The 15014-nt window shown below is 66.1% G+C and carries 13 protein-coding genes; 8 read left to right on the forward strand and 5 right to left on the reverse strand.

The features are described 5' to 3' along the window. Positions 1 to 59: 59 nt before the first annotated feature. Positions 60 to 1622, reverse strand: a complete 1563-nt coding sequence (gene norR / locus BVH01_RS05210) for a nitric oxide reductase transcriptional regulator NorR (protein ID WP_075929325.1) — start codon at positions 1620 to 1622, stop codon at positions 60 to 62. Positions 1623 to 1780: 158 nt separating this feature from the next. On the opposite strand from norR, the gene hmpA reads away from it, so the two are divergent. Next, the gene (hmpA, locus tag BVH01_RS05215; protein ID WP_075929326.1) at positions 1781 to 2962 is read left to right on the forward strand and encodes an NO-inducible flavohemoprotein; all 1182 of its coding nucleotides are present in this window, start codon (positions 1781 to 1783) and stop codon (positions 2960 to 2962) included. Positions 2963 to 3000: 38 nt separating this feature from the next. Here the strand turns inward: hmpA and BVH01_RS05220 are convergent, their stop codons facing one another. Beyond that, positions 3001 to 4224, reverse strand: a complete 1224-nt coding sequence (locus tag BVH01_RS05220) for a CaiB/BaiF CoA-transferase family protein (protein WP_075929327.1) — start codon at positions 4222 to 4224, stop codon at positions 3001 to 3003. A gap of 74 nt (positions 4225 to 4298) precedes the next feature. Beyond that, positions 4299 to 5480 carry an acyl-CoA dehydrogenase gene (locus BVH01_RS05225; protein WP_075929328.1) on the reverse strand — a complete coding sequence of 394 codons (1182 nt, stop codon included), beginning with the start codon at positions 5478 to 5480 and terminating at the stop codon, positions 4299 to 4301. Between the two features lie 152 nt (positions 5481 to 5632). Between BVH01_RS05225 and BVH01_RS05230 the strand changes: the two genes are divergently transcribed. Beyond that, complete coding sequence (locus BVH01_RS05230; protein WP_075929329.1) at positions 5633 to 6532, forward strand: LysR family transcriptional regulator; 900 nt, start codon at positions 5633 to 5635, stop codon at positions 6530 to 6532. A 30-nt stretch (positions 6533 to 6562) separates the two neighbouring features. Here the strand turns inward: BVH01_RS05230 and BVH01_RS05235 are convergent, their stop codons facing one another. Further along, a complete protein-coding gene (locus BVH01_RS05235; protein ID WP_075929330.1) occupies positions 6563 to 7084 on the reverse strand; it encodes a DUF962 domain-containing protein in 522 nt (173 codons plus the stop codon). 88 nt (positions 7085 to 7172) lie between these two features. Here BVH01_RS05235 and BVH01_RS05240 point away from each other — a divergent pair, with 88 nt between their 5' ends. Then, a complete protein-coding gene (locus tag BVH01_RS05240) occupies positions 7173 to 7850 on the forward strand; it encodes a Crp/Fnr family transcriptional regulator (protein WP_075929331.1) in 678 nt (225 codons plus the stop codon). A 105-nt stretch (positions 7851 to 7955) separates the two neighbouring features. Next, positions 7956 to 9911 carry an alkaline phosphatase family protein gene (locus BVH01_RS05245; protein ID WP_256562708.1) on the forward strand — a complete coding sequence of 652 codons (1956 nt, stop codon included), beginning with the start codon at positions 7956 to 7958 and terminating at the stop codon, positions 9909 to 9911. A gap of 18 nt (positions 9912 to 9929) precedes the next feature. Here the strand turns inward: BVH01_RS05245 and BVH01_RS05250 are convergent, their stop codons facing one another. Next, the gene (locus tag BVH01_RS05250) at positions 9930 to 10454 is read right to left on the reverse strand and encodes a dihydrofolate reductase (protein ID WP_075929333.1); all 525 of its coding nucleotides are present in this window, start codon (positions 10452 to 10454) and stop codon (positions 9930 to 9932) included. 101 nt (positions 10455 to 10555) lie between these two features. On the opposite strand from BVH01_RS05250, the gene BVH01_RS05255 reads away from it, so the two are divergent. From BVH01_RS05255 to BVH01_RS05270, 4 genes are all read left to right on the forward strand, one after another. Further along, entirely contained in the window at positions 10556 to 11662 is a 1107-nt protein-coding gene (locus BVH01_RS05255; protein ID WP_075929334.1) for a glycerophosphodiester phosphodiesterase, read from the forward strand. A gap of 74 nt (positions 11663 to 11736) precedes the next feature. Next, positions 11737 to 13113: a DUF2868 domain-containing protein gene (locus BVH01_RS05260; RefSeq protein ID WP_075929335.1), complete on the forward strand. Its 1377-nt coding sequence runs from the start codon at positions 11737 to 11739 to the stop codon at positions 13111 to 13113. A 237-nt stretch (positions 13114 to 13350) separates the two neighbouring features. Next, entirely contained in the window at positions 13351 to 14736 is a 1386-nt protein-coding gene (locus BVH01_RS05265) for a GTPase/DUF3482 domain-containing protein (RefSeq protein ID WP_075929336.1), read from the forward strand. After that, a complete protein-coding gene (locus tag BVH01_RS05270; RefSeq protein ID WP_027909010.1) occupies positions 14733 to 15005 on the forward strand; it encodes a hypothetical protein in 273 nt (90 codons plus the stop codon). The genes BVH01_RS05265 and BVH01_RS05270 overlap by 4 nt, the downstream gene beginning before the upstream one ends. Positions 15006 to 15014 lie beyond the last annotated feature (9 nt).

Below are 15014 nucleotides of genomic sequence, written 5' to 3' on the forward strand. Positions count from 1 at the left end.
CTAATTGAAATAAAGCTGCCAGCCGGGCTCCCTCTATATAAGCAGCAACCTGAACAGACCTATTTCAGGCCCAGCCGCCGGGCCAACCGCTGCAGGTTGGCCCGATCCACTGCCAGCTCGCGCGCCACGTCCGCCCAGCGCCCGGCATGACGATCGAGGGCTGCCTCTATAACGCGCCGCTGGTAGTCATCCACCGCGTCGCGAAGCGACTGCCCCGCCGGCGGTACCTCTGACTCGCTCGTCCCGCTCACCTCTTCTTCTATATAGCTACGATGCGCGGGATGCAGGTCCAGCGCACGGCTGTCGATGGTCAGTATCTGCGGACGCTCGGCACAGGCCGACAGCGCCTTGATCGCTGCGCGGCCGATCAGGTGCTCCAACTCTCGTACATTGCCGGGCCAGTCATGCTGCAAGAGCGTCTTCTGCACATCCGGCGCAAGACGCAGGCTGCGCAGCCCCAGGCGCGCACGATTGTCTTCGAGAAAGTACCCCGCCAGCAGCAACACGTCGCGCCCCCGCTCACGCAGGGCTGGCACCTTGAGCGGGTAGACGCTCAGGCGGTGATAGAGGTCGGCACGAAAGCGCCCAGCACGCACCTCTTCGGCCAGGTCGCGGTTGGTAGCCGCCAGCACCCGCACATCGACCCGGTGCTCGCGATCCGACCCCACGCGTTGCAGCTGCCCGCTCTGCAATACCCGCAGCAGCTTTGATTGCACTGCCAGGGGCAGCTCGCCTACCTCATCGAGAAACAGGGTGGCACCGTCAGCCAGTTCGAACTTGCCACGCCGCTCGCTGACCGCTCCCGAAAATGCGCCCCGGACGTGACCGAACAACTCGCTCTCCACCAAGGTATCCGGCAGCGCCGCACAGTTGATGCTGACCATGGGTCGTGAGGCCCGGGCCGACGCTCCATGCAGCGCCTCGGCCACCAGCTCCTTGCCCACGCCCGTCTCGCCACTGATCAGCACCGTCAGGTCACTGCTGCCGACCAACTCAATCTCCTGCAGCAGCGCCTTGTGCCTGGGGCTCTGACCGATCATCTCCCTAGGCCGCACGGCGGCAGCTGCTTGCTTATAAAGGTCGGCGCGGCGCTGCTCATCTTCCACGCGCCCCATAAGCAGGGAAATGCGCTCACTGGCCGCCACGGTCGCCGCCGCGAGACTGGCGAAAGCTTCCAGCATGCCCAGGTCGACACGGCCGAAGCTGCTCGACTGCAGCGAGTCCAGGGTCAGCAGCCCCCAGAGCTGCTCTTTCACATACAGCGGGCAACCCAGGCAGTCATGCACTTCCAGGTGCCCATGCTGCCCTTCCAGCAAGCCATCGTAGGGATCGGGCAACTCGCAGTCGGCGGCAAAGCGGGTGGGCCCGCGATGCTGCAACAGCTCATGCAGGCGCGGATGCTCGCTCACCTTGAAGCGTCGACCCATGGTGTCGGCGCTCAGCCCCTCCACGGACAGCGGCACCAGCACCTCGCCGTCGAGCCTGAGCAGCGCTACGGCGTCACAGGGAAACAGCTGCCGCAAGGCAGCGAGCAGCCGTCGATAGCGCTCACGCTCGGGGAGTTCGCGGGACAGGTCATCCACCAGCGGAAGCAGGGCAACCAGCAACGGATTTGAAGTCATAAAGACACCAATAGAGTCATAAAGACACGAAAGCATCTAAGTCAAAAAGACTCATAGCATGCCCAACCCCAGTAATCCAGCGGCCTCGCAAGTTGGCACGGGATCTGTAATGAGCCAGGTAGAGAAAACATCCATGCCTTGCGACAGGAACGATCACCATGCTGAGCAACCAACAACGCGCCATCATCAAAGCCACCGTGCCCCTGCTGGAAACCGGCGGCGAAGCCCTGACCCGACACTTCTACGCGATGATGCTGAAGGAGTATCCGCAGGTACGCCCGCTGTTCAATCAGGCCCACCAGGCCAGCGGCGCCCAGCAGCGCGCACTGGCCAATGCGGTGCTGATGTATGCCCGGCACATCGACCGACTGGAGGCGCTCGGCCCGCTGGTAGACCAGATCGTCAACAAGCACGTGGCGCTGCAGATCCTGCCGGAACATTACCCGATCGTGGGCAGTTGCCTGTTGCGGGCCATTCGCGAAGTGCTGGGTGAGGAAATCGCTACGGATGACGTGATCCAGGCTTGGGGCGTGGCCTACGGGCAACTGGCGGACATCCTGATCGGCGCGGAAGAGCAGGCGTACAAGGAACACGAACAGGCACCGGGCGGGTGGCGCGGGTCGCGCGACTTCAGGGTGGTGAGCAAGAACGTCGAGAGCGAGGAGATCACTTCTTTCCTCCTGGCGCCGGTGGACGGCGGTGCCGTGCTACGCCAGCAGCCGGGACAATACATCGGCCTGCGCATGGTCATCGACGGCCAGGAACAGCGCCGCAACTACTCGCTTTCCGCTCAGGGCAACGGCCGCGACTACCGCATCAGCGTAAAGCGCGAAAACGAGGGCAAGGTGTCCAACTACCTGCATGACCATGTTCAGGAAGGCGACACCCTGGAACTGTTTCCGCCGGCGGGTGACTTCGTGCTGCGCCCCTCGAGCAAGCCCCTGGCATTGATCACCGCGGGCGTAGGCATCACTCCGGCGTTGACCATGCTGGAAGCGGCCCGCGAAAGCGGCCGGCCGATTCATTTCATTCACTATGCGCGCCACGGCGGGGTACATGCCTTCAAACGGTGGATCGAAGAACAGAGCCGCGATTACCCACAGATCAGTTACCGCTTCTGCTACAGCGCCCCGCGTGACGGTGACCAGCCCCATGCCCAGGGTGTGGTCAGCCGCGAACAACTGGCCGACTGGCTGCCGGAAGACCGCGACCTGGACGCGTACTTCCTCGGGCCGAAGCCCTTCATGGCGCAGGTCAAGCGGCACCTGAACGACCTCGGGGTTCCCGGCGGACAGTGCCACTACGAGTTCTTCGGCCCGGCCTCCCAGCTGGACGCCTGAGTACACTCAGCGTCTCTGACTCGTCGGCTCACGCCGGGTCAGATCACGCCCTGATCCCGTAGCGCCTGAATCTGCTCGGCGTCCAGCCTCAGCACCTCGCCGAGCACGCGCTCGGTGTGCTCCCCCAACAGCGGCGGCGCCTGGCGATATTCGACGGGGCTGGCCGACAGCCGCAGCGGGCTGGCCACCTGAGGCGTGTTGCCCGCCAGCGGATGGGGCAGGTCAAGACGCAGCCCCCGGGCGATAACCTGCGGATCGGCGAACACCTGCTGCAGATCGTTGACCGGCCCGCATGGCACGCCTGCCGCTTCGAGCAGGCCGACCCATTGCGCGGTGGTACGGAACACCGTGGCCTGGCGGATCAGCGGGATCAGCTCGGCCCGGTGGGCGACACGCTGGCCGTTGCTGGCAAAGCGCGGGTCCGCGCCCCATTCGGGATGCCCGGCCACTTCGCAGAACTTGCGGAACTGGCTGTCGTTACCCACCGTGAGGATCAGGTCGCCATCGGCGGTCGGGAAGGCTTGGTAAGGCACGATGTTGGGGTGGGCATTACCCAGGCGCTTCGGCGAAACACCGGTGGTCAGGTAATTCATCGCCTGGTTGGCCAGGCACGCCACCTGCACGTCGAGCAGGGCCATGTCGATGTGCTGGCCCTCGCCGGTCTTGTCGCGGTGCGCCAGCGCCGCCAGCACGGCGACCGTGGCGTACAGCCCGGTGAGGATGTCGGTCAGCGCGACGCCGACCTTGACCGGGCCGCCGCCCTCGCCGCCATCGGGCTGGCCGGTCAGGCTCATCAGGCCGCCCAGGCCCTGGATCATGAAATCATAACCGGCCCGCTTGGCGTAAGGGCCGCTCTGGCCGAAACCGGTGATCGAGCAATAGATCAGCCGCGGGTTGATTGCCTTGAGGCTGGCGTAATCCAGTCCGTAGGCCGCCAGGCCGCCGACCTTGAAATTCTCGATGAGGATGTCCGATTTGGCCGCCAGCTCGCGCACCAGGCGCTGACCTTCGGCCTGGGTGAAATCCAGGGTCAACGACTGCTTGTTGCGGTTGGCGGCGAGGAAATAGGCCGCCTCGCTGGTGTCGCGCCCCTCTCCATCACGCAGGTAAGGCGGCCCCCAGTGGCGGGTATCGTCACCGACCTTGGGCCGTTCGACCTTGATGACCTCGGCGCCGAGGTCGGCCAGGTTCTGCCCGCACCAGGGGCCGGCGAGCACGCGGGACAGGTCGAGTACGCGTAAATGAGACAGAGCACCGGACATCGCAGAGGCCTCGTACGGAGATGACGCAGGCGCTCCCACGCCAGGCGCGGGAACGATCGACAACCTGGAGCGGCTTAGAAGAAGGCCTGGATGCCCGTCTGCGCCCGCCCCAGAATCAGCGCGTGCACATCGTGGGTGCCCTCATAGGTGTTGACCACCTCGAGGTTGACCAGATGGCGGGCCACGCCGAATTCGTCGCTGATGCCGTTGCCGCCCAGCATGTCACGGGCCATCCGGGCGATATCCAGAGCCTTGCCGCAGCTGTTGCGCTTCATGATCGAAGTGATTTCCACCGCCGCGGTGCCTTCGTCCTTCATCCGCCCCAGGCGCAGGCAGCCCTGCAGGGCCAGAGTGATTTCGGTCTGCATGTCGGCGAGTTTCTTCTGGATCAGCTGGTTGGCGGCCAATGGGCGGCCGAACTGCTGACGATCCAGGGTGTACTGGCGCGCCGTGTGCCAGCAGGCTTCGGCAGCGCCCAGCGCGCCCCAGCTGATGCCGTAGCGAGCCGAGTTCAGGCAGGTGAACGGGCCGCGCAGGCCGCGCACATCGGGGAACGCGTTCTCTTCGGGGCAAAACACGTTATCCATGACGACTTCGCCGGTGATCGACGCACGCAGGCCGACCTTGCCGTGAATGGCCGGCGCCGACAGGCCTTCCCAGCCTTTTTCCAGCACGAAGCCGCGGATCTCGCCGGCATCGTCCTTGGCCCAGACCACGAAGACATCGGCAATCGGGCTATTGGTGATCCACATCTTGTTGCCGGTCAGGCGGTAACCGCCGTCGACCTTCTTGGCGCGGGTGATCATCGAGCCCGGATCGGAGCCGTAATTCGGCTCGGTGAGGCCGAAGCAGCCGATGTACTCGCCAGAGGCCAGCTTGGGCAGATACTTCTGCTTGGTCGCCTCGCTGCCGAATTCATTGATCGGCACCATCACAAGCGACGACTGCACGCTCATCATCGAGCGGTAACCGGAGTCGATACGCTCCACTTCGCGAGCGATCAGCCCGTAGCACACGTAGTTGAGGCCGCTGCCACCGTAGGCTTCAGGAATGGTCGCGCCAAGCAGGCCGGTTTCGCCCATCTCGCGGAAGATCGCCGGGTCGGTTTTTTCATGACGGAAGGCCTCGAGCACCCGCGGCGCCAACTTGTCGGCGGCAAATTGCTCAGCGCTGTCACGCACCATGCGTTCTTCTTCGGTGAGCTGCTGGTCGAGCAGCAGCGGGTCGATCCAGTTGAAGCTTGCCTTGCCAGCCATCGTGAAATCCTCGGGCAGTAACGTGTGAGCTGAGCCTAAAAGCCTAGCCGGCTGCCCGCAAACGACTAATCTGCATGCCACTGTGCAAAAAGCTCACTCCGAGATAGCCTGAATATCAATAAAAAGCGCTATCCAGTGAGGTACTTGCACAGATGCGTCGAAAGATTCCCAGCACCGCGGCACTGGTGGCCTTTGAGGCCTCCGCCCGCCACCAGAGTTTCACCCGGGCAGCCGATGAACTGGCGCTGACCCAGGGCGCGGTTTGCCGGCAGATCGCCGGGCTCGAAGCTTTTCTTGGCGTTGAGCTGTTTCGCCGCTCGCGCCGCGGCGTATTGCTGACCGAAGCAGGCACCGCCTATGCGGCCAAGGTAGCCGCACAGCTCGATGCCGTGGAGCGCGACACCCTGGCGCTGATGGGTGCCCAGGGCGCCATGGGCCTGGAGCTCGCCGTGGTACCAACCTTCGCGACGCAATGGCTGCTGCCGCGACTCAAGGACTTCCAGCGATTGCACCCGGAGGTCACCGTGCACCTGACCAACCGCACACGGCCGTTCCTGTTCGCCGATACCGGCTTCGATGCGGCGATCTATTTCGGCGATGGCGACTGGTCGGGTACCGAGGCGCATTTTCTGATGCACGAACACCTGACGCCGGTGTGCAGCCCCATGCTGCTCGGCGGCCAGCCGGCCACCGTCGAGCGAATCGCCGAACTGCCGCTGCTGCAGCAGAGCACCCGCCCCTACGCCTGGCGCCAGTGGTTCGCGGCGCAGGGGCTGAACATCAGTCGCGACATGACCGGCCCGCGCCTGGAACTGTTCTCGATGCTCGCCGAGGCGGCCCGCCATGAAATGGGCGTGGCGTTGATCCCGCCGTTTCTCATCCAGCGCGAACTGGCGGACGGCAGCCTGGTGGTCGCCCTCGATCGACCGGTACCGGACGGCGGCCGCGCCTATTACCTGACCGTGCCGGAGCGCAAGGTCGAGTCGGCGGCGCTGCAGGCCTTTCGTGACTGGCTCCTGGGGCAAGCCCAGCAGTACCGGGCGCTGGGCTGATCAAGCGTTTAGCAGAGCCAGCCGGCGCCCTCAGGCCACCTTGCGCTCACGTATGCAGGTCGGCCCGGCCCGCTCGACCACCTGATGCTCGACGTCCTGGCGCAGGCCGAGCAGAAAGGCCGCCTCGGCGACCACGAACAGCGGCCCGATGATCAGCCCCATCAGGTCGTCGACGAATGCCGGCTTGCGACCTTCGTAGAAATGGCCGATGAACTGGATGATCCAGCCGACCACGAACAGACCCAGGCCCATGCTCAGCCACAGCGCCGTGCCGGCCATCGCCAACCCGGCGCTGAACCACAGGCACAACCCTAGCAACACGCCCATCACCACACCGAAGCGGACGTCCAGGCGCAAGTAGAACAGGGTGCTGAGCAGCGCGGCCAGGGTGGCCGGCGAGAGCCACAGACTGCCCACCAAAAGGCCCGGTCGCGACAGCAGCACGGTAACGGCCAGCACGATCATCGGAATGCCGACGAAGTGAGTGACGATATTGCGCCGATCACGGTGATAGGCCGCATATTGGGCGAGGTGATCCACCAGGGTTTTCATTGTTGTTATCCTCTCGGGGTACGTGCCGCCTAATCATGGCGCAGCTCGTGCGCCAGCACTGTCAGCTAGCCGACAAAGCGGAATTTCCATGAACGATCTGCGCGATACCTTGCATCAAGGCCAATGGTTCGCCGCGTTGCCGCCAGCGTTACAACAGGCGTTGCTGGCGCAAGGCAAGCTGCTGAGCCTGGAGGCCGGGCAACGCCTGTTCAGCCGTGGCGACGCGCCCAGCGGGCTGTACGCCGTATTGAAGGGCGCCATGCGCGTCGGCAGCGTGGGTGAAGATGGCCGGGAAGCCCTGCTGGTGCTGGTGGAAGCGCCGCATTGGTTCGGTGAGATCGCCCTGTTCGACGGCCAGCCACGCACCCATGACGCGGTTGCCGAAGGCGCCAGCACGCTGCTGCACGTGTCCCAAACCGGCCTCCTGGCCCTGCTCGACACGCATCCCGCCTACTGGCGCGACCTCGCCCTGCTGATGGCTCACAAGGTGCGCCTGGCCTTCATCGCACTCGAGGAGATCAGCCTGCTACCCGCCGCGCAGCGTCTGGCGCGGCGCCTGCTGCTGATCGCCGAGGACTATGGCGAAACCCAGGGCCCGCGGCGCATCATCCACCTGTCCCAGGAGCAACTGGCGGCGATGCTGGCCATCTCCCGGCAGACCGCCAATGGCGTACTCAAGGATCTGCAGGCCCGCGGTATCGTCAGGCTGACCTACGGCGAAATCGAGATTCTCGACCTGGATGAACTGCGCAAGGCCGCGCAGTGAACCATGAAGCTTTTGTGACAGCAGAACCAATGGCCAAGCGCCATGTCCTTATTGATTCTCCAACCCCAGGCCAGCTGAATGAACAGCGGCCGCGAACGATCCAGGATGCCGTTGCCAGACTCTGCCCTCGCTACCGACCTGCCCGCCGTACTCGCCGGCCCGCTACTGCGCCGGCTGGAGCCGGGCCGCCTGGTACTCTGGCTGGTCGCCAGCCGCCCGCTGCAACTGACGCTGCGCCTGGCGCCCGGCGAGCAGCCCGCCGGTGATTACCCACTGGGCGACGATGCCTGCCAGCGCCTGGTGGTCGGTGAGCACGCGGTCATCCACCTGATCGACCTGCACCTCGACACGCCGCTGCCCCAGGACACCCGGATCGACTACGACCTGCTGATCGACGGCACCCAGGGCATCGCCGAGTGGGCCACGCACCTGCTATATGACGGCGCGACCTGTCCCAATTTCGTGCTGCGCGCGCGCATCGATCACCTGCTGCATGGCTCCTGCCGCAAACCGCACCATGCCGCCAAGGACGGGCTACCGTGTGCCGACCGCCTGCTGGCCACGCCCCATGCGCCCCACGAACGGCCCGCGCTGCTGATGCACAGCGGTGACCAGGTGTATGTCGACGATGTCGCCGGCCCGATGCTGTACGCCATCCACCAATTGATCGAGCGCCTGGGCCTGTACTACGAACGGCTCGAAGGCGCCGTCATCGACGACAGTGCCGACCTGTATCGACACCCGGCCAGCTACTACCACCGCGCCGATCTGCTGCCCGCGCTGAAGAGCAACGAAACCCTGCGCGAGCGCTTCTTCGGTGGCACGGAAAAACCCATCTTCACCAGCAGCAATGCCGACAACCACCTGGTCACCCTGGCCGAAGTGCTGGCCATGTACCTGCTGGTCTGGTCGCCCACCCCCTGGCGACTGCTCGATAACGCGGCGCCCGAGCTGAACGCCGAAGACGCCCAGCGCTACGACAGCGAGCGCGCCTGCATCGCGGCCTTCGTCGACAACCTCGGTGACGTGGCACGGGTGCTGGCGCACCTGCCGAACCTGATGATCTTCGACGACCACGACATCACCGATGACTGGAACCTGTCGGCCCAGTGGGAGGAAACCGCCTACGGCCATCCTTTCTCCAAGCGCATCATCGGCAATGCGCTGATCGGCTACCTGCTGTGCCAGGGCTGGGGCAACGACCCGGATGCCTTCGCCGAACCGCTGGCCAATGCCCGAGCGCTGTGCGAGCGAGCGCGAGACGCTGGCCTGGACAGCCCGGCCCAGGATCGCCTGATCGACGAGTTGATGAGTTTCCAGCACTGGCATTACGTGCTGCCCAGCAGCCCGGCGCTGCTGGTGCTCGATACCCGCACCCGCCGCTGGCGCAGCGAGCGCAACCTCAAGCGCCCATCCGGATTGCTCGACTGGGAAGCGCTCAGCGAACTGCAACAGAACCTGCTCGACCACCCGAGCGCCATCATCGTCTCGCCGGCGCCGATGTTCGGGGTCAAGCTGATCGAAGCCGTGCAGCGGATATTCAGCTGGGCCGGCCACCCGCTGATGGTCGATGCGGAAAACTGGATGGCACACCGCGGTGCCGCCAGCGTGATGATGAACATCTTCCGCCACTCGCGCACCCCCCGAGACTACGTGGTGCTGTCCGGCGACGTGCACTACTCGTTCTTCTACGAGGTCAAGGTGCGGCACCGGTTGCGCGGCCCGACCATCTGGCAGATCACCAGCAGCGGCGTGAAGAACGAATTCCCACGCCGTCTGCTGGACGTCTTCGACCGCCTCAATCGCTGGCTGTACGCGCCCTGGTCACCACTCAACTGGCTGACCAAGCGCCGGCGCATGCAGGTTTTCCCGCACATTCCCAAACACAGCAGGTCGGGCGAGCGGCTGTGGAATTCCGCCGGTCTTGGTCAGGTGTTCTTCAATGCCAAGGGCCAGCCGAGCCGGGTGTTCCAGCTCAACGCCGACGGCTCGCCGCGAACCGAATTCATCGACGACCGCGACGAAGTGGCCGAGCCCAGCGAAGCGCCGAAACGCGTTTAAGTGCGGCGCCGTGGCGGGCTAGCGGCGTGCCCAGGTTTCGAAACGATGTGCGGGTGCCTCATCGGTGGCCGCCTGCTCGTCGCACTCGACGCGCTGCCATTGCGCCTCGTCGAAGGCCGGAAACCAGGCGTCGCCCTCCGGCTGCAGCGCCACCCGGGTCAGGTACAGGCGGTCGGCATCCGGCAGCGCCTGCTCATAAAGCTGGGCACCGCCGATCAGCATCACCTCGTCGACACCCTGCTCGCGCGCCCAGGCTTCGGCACGCTGATGTGCGGCCTCGACCGTGGCGAAGACTTCCGCGCCTTCGAGCTGCAGGCCTGCCTGGCGGCTGACCACCAGATTGAGACGTCCCGGCAACGGACGGCCGAGGGAATCCCAGGTCTTGCGGCCCATGATGATCGGCTTGCCGAGGGTCATGGCCTTGAAGTGCTTGAGATCCGCCGGCAAGCGCCAGGGCAGTTGATTGTCGCGGCCAATCACGCGATTTTCGGCGAGGGCGGCGATCAGGCAGAGGGGGAGTCGAGTCGTCATGGCGGCGAGCATAGCAGAGGGCCGCCTGCCGTCGCATGACTTGCTGCATTGTCATGCGCGCGCCATGGTTGATGGTGCAGGCTAACCCTTCAAATCGCCAGGAAGCCCTCTCCATGCCGACCCACCAGCCCCGCGCGCTGCTACTCAGCGCCCTGCTCGCCCTGCCCTTCACCGCCAACGCGGAACAACCGACAGCCCCCGCAGCCAAGCGCGCCGACGACGGCAAGCCGCTGATCATCGCCCATCGCGGCGCCAGCGGTTACCTGCCCGAGCACACCCTGGCCGCCTATGCGGTCGCGGTGCTGCAGGGCGCGGACTACATCGAGCCGGACCTGGTGATGAGCAAGGACGGCCAGCTGTTCGCCCGCCATGACAACGAGCTGGGTTTGACCACCGACGTGGCCGAGCACCCGGAGTTCGCCGACCGCAAACGCAAGCAGCGCATCGATGGGGTCGAGCTCGATGGCTGGTTCAGCGAGGACTTTACCGCCGCCGAGCTCAAACGCCTGCGCGCCATCGAACGCATCCCCGATATCCGCCCAGGCAACACGCGCCTGGATGGCCAGTTCGAGATTCCGACCCTGCAGGAAATCATCGGCCTGGTGAAGGCGCTGCAGGTCAGCCAGGGCCGCGAGATCGGCCTGTATATCGAGACCAAGCACCCCGCGCACTTCCAGCAGCTCGGGCTGGCCATGGAGAAACCTCTGGTCGAGGTGCTGGCCCGCAACGGCTATCGGGACTCAGAGGCACCGGTGTTTATCCAGTCGTTCGAAGTGAGCAACCTCAAGGCCCTGCGCCAGCTCAGCCCGTTGCGCCTGGTGCAGTTGTACGGCAAGGGCCAGCCACAGGATCAGGTCGAGTTGGGTAATCCGCTGACCTACGCGCAGATGGCCACGCCTGCTGGATTGAAGGCAGTGGCCGAGTACGCCAACGGCGTGGGCCCGGACAAGGGCTACGTCATCCCACGCCAACCGGACGGCAGCCTGGGTGAGCCGACACGTTTTGTCACCGATGCCCATGCAGCCGGCCTCAAGGTTCATCCCTACACCTTCCGCGCCGAAAACCAGTTCCTGCCCACCGACCTGCAACGGGGCAGCGACCCGGCCACCCGCGGCGACATCGACGCCGAGCTGCGCGCCTTCCTGGCCACGGGCATCGATGGCCTGTTCATTGATCAGCCGGATATCGCCGTGCGCCTGCGCGACGCCGCCACACTTTAGGGTCTGTTGCGAGCTGTTGTCATTCACCACGCAGCGGGTATGCTCCCGGAGACTGACACTCACCGGGAGATCGCGTGTCCCTACCCAAGCTGCAACGCCTCTGGCTCTGCGAGGCCGTGCGCCTGCGCGAAGAACATGCCGGCCTGCTCGAAGACAGCGAAGCCAACCGCCGCGCCCAGGTAGCCGGTGGCGACCTGGCCACCCGTATCGAACACCGCGCCCTGCACCTGGCCGAACGTGACGGCCAAGTGCAGGCGCAGCGCCACTGGCTGCAAGGCGCGCGCCTGGCCCTGCTGCTGCTCGGCCTGCTGGCCCTGGCCAGTGGCGCCGGCCTGGCGGTAGCGGCCCTGGGTGACGGGCAGACGCCGGTGAACGTGTTCTGGGCCCTGGGCAGCCTGCTCGGCCTGCATATTCTGATGCTGCTGGGCTGGTTGCTCGGCCTGCTGTTCGGTGGCGGTCATGGCGCGGTGCTCGGCCGTCTGTGGCTGTGGCTCAGCGAAAAGCTGGCCCGCGATGCCAGCGCACTGCACACCGGCCCGGCCCTGGTTCTGCTGCTGCGTCGCCAGCGCCTCAATCGCTGGCTGGTCGGCATGGCCGTACACGGCCTCTGGCTGGTGGCGCTGACCACCGCCCTGGTAATGCTGCTGGCGCTGCTCTCCACCCGCCGCTATGGCTTCGTCTGGGAGACCACTCTGCTCGGCGGCGATACCTTCGTCGCCCTGACCCAGGCTTTGGGCGCATTGCCTGGCCTGCTCGGTTTTCCGGTGCCCGATGCCGCCACCATCCGCGCCAGCGGCGACAGCCCATTACCACTGGAAGCCGCCCGCCACGCCTGGGCTGGCTGGCTGATCGGCGTACTGGTGATCTACGGGCTGCTGCCGCGCCTGTTGCTGGGCCTGGTGTGCCTGTGGCGCTGGCGAGCCGGCACGGCCCGGCTGACCCTGGACCTGTCGCAACCCGGCTACGACCTGCTGCGTGACCGCCTGCAACCCAACAGCGAGCGCTTAGGCATCTGCGATGCCGAACCGACGCAGTTGCATCGGGTGCAGCCGGCTGCCGGCGTCGCCGCAAGCGACGGCGCACTGCTGGTGGCGATCGAACTCGACGACCGCCGCCCCTGGCCGCCGGCGCTGCCCAAGTCGGTGGCCGACGCCGGGATCATCGACAGCCGTGAGCAACGCCGTCAGTTGCTCGACCAGCTCACCCGTTTTCCGCCGGCGCGCCTGGCCATCGCCTGCGATCCACGGCGCTCGCCGGACCGCGGTAGCCTGGCACTGCTCGCCGAACTGGCCCGCAGTGCCGGCGAAACACGCATCTGGCTGCTGCAGCCACCCCAGGGCGAGACCCTCGACAGCGAGCGCCTCGGCGACTGGCACAAGGCGCTGGACGACCTGCAACTGGCCCACCGCGGCAGCTCGCCGCTGACCTGGCTGGAGACCGGCCATGACTGAAGAGAACCGTAGGCGTGGATCGGGGCGCGCAGCCGGCGATCCTTTCATCCAACGTGCAACTGTGAAGCCTGGTGGATCGGTCAAGCATCATCCACCCTACCGCACTGAGGCCCGAATCAGCGTAGGAGCCGCGCCCTCCCAGCGAATGGGTACCGTACCGCTGCTACGGCTCCATGGCTCCCTTCGCATCGCCCCGAGGTCGGGGCTCCTACAGGATCGACACGGGAGCCAGTACCTATGACCCAGGCCCTGAGACTCGCCGTGGTCGGCCACACCAACGTCGGCAAGACCTCGCTGCTGCGTACCCTGACCCGTGACGTCGGCTTTGGCGAGGTATCCCACCGCCCCAGCACTACCCGCCACGTCGAGGGCGCGCGCCTGTCGGTGGACGGCGAGGCGCTGCTGGAGCTCTACGACACGCCCGGCCTGGAAGATGCCATCGCCCTGCTCGATTACCTCGACGGGCTCGACCGCCCCGGCGAGCGCCTCGACGGCCCGGCGCGACTGGCGCGCTTCATGGAAGGCAGCGAGGCGCGCCAGCGCTTCGAACAGGAAGCCAAGGTGCTGCGTCAGCTGCAGGCCTCGGACGCCGGCCTGTATGTAATCGACGCCCGCGAGCCGGTGCTGGCCAAATACCGCGACGAGCTGAACGTGCTGGCCATGTGTGGCCGGCCGCTGCTGCCTGTGCTGAATTTCGTGGCCAGCGCCAACCACCGTGAGGACGACTGGCGCGAAGCCCTGGCGCGCCTGGGGTTGCATGCCCTGGTGCGTTTCGACAGCGTGGCGCCGCCGCTCGATGGTGAGCGCCGCCTGTACGAAAGCCTGGCGCTGATGCACGAGAAGTCGCGCCCGCAATTGCAGCGCTTGATCGACGATCACGAAGCCCAGCGCGTGGCTCGCCACCGCAGCGCCAAGCGGCTGATCGCCGAGCTGCTGGTCGACTGCGCCGCCTGCCGGCGCAGCGTCGCCAACCAGCCGGAGCTGGAAAAAAGCGCCATCGAGGATTTGCGCACCCAGGTGCGCCAGCGTGAACAACGCTGCGTGGAAGCCCTGCTGCGCCTGTACGCCTTTCGCCGCGAAGATGCTCGCGCCGACGACCTGCCCTTGCTGGACGGCCGCTGGGGCGAGGATCTGTTCAACCCGGAGACCATCAAGCAACTGGGCATCCGCCTGGGCGGCGGCGCGGCCGCCGGTGCCGCGGCCGGCGCGGGTGTGGATCTGCTGGTCGGCGGCCTGACCCTGGGCACCGCCGCTCTGGCTGGCGCGCTGCTCGGCGGTGGCGCGCAGACCCTGCGTAACTATGGCTCGCGCCTCAAGGGCAAGCTCCAGGGCCAACGCGAGCTGACCGTCGACGACGCCGTGCTGCGCCTGCTCGCGCTGCGCCAGGAGGACTTGCTGGCCGCACTGGATCAACGCGGCCACGCGGCCGTCGAAGCGGTGCGCCTCGGCGCCCTGCAAGACAGCCAATGGCGCGAAGGCAAGCTGCCGGGCGCCCTGCGCGTCGCCCGCGCACGGCCGGAATGGTCGTCGCTGAACCCGGGCGCCCGGGTCGATCAGGTCGAACGCCAGGAACAGGTCGAACGTCTGGCTCGTGAAATCGGCTCGGTGCCGAGCGCGTCATGACCTTCTGCGCAGAGCTGGCCGCGGTGCTGGCCCGCGAATTGAGCAGCGGCAACCGCCTCGGCCAGGCGCCGCATCGCGCCGGCTGGCCACAGCCCGACTCGCTGTTCGCCGCCCTGCGCGATGATTTCAAGAGTGACCTCGCGCATCTGCCGGCCTGCCTGCAACATGGCTACTGCAACGATCCCCACTACGGCTGGTACGAAGAACTCTACTGCCGTGATCACCACCACCTGCTGGTCGCCGGCGTGCCCAAACCCGGCCGCCGCTGAACACGAGCC

Origin of the sequence: Pseudomonas sp. PA1(2017), assembly GCF_001945375.1 — a bacterium.
Lineage (GTDB): Bacteria > Pseudomonadota > Gammaproteobacteria > Pseudomonadales > Pseudomonadaceae > Aquipseudomonas.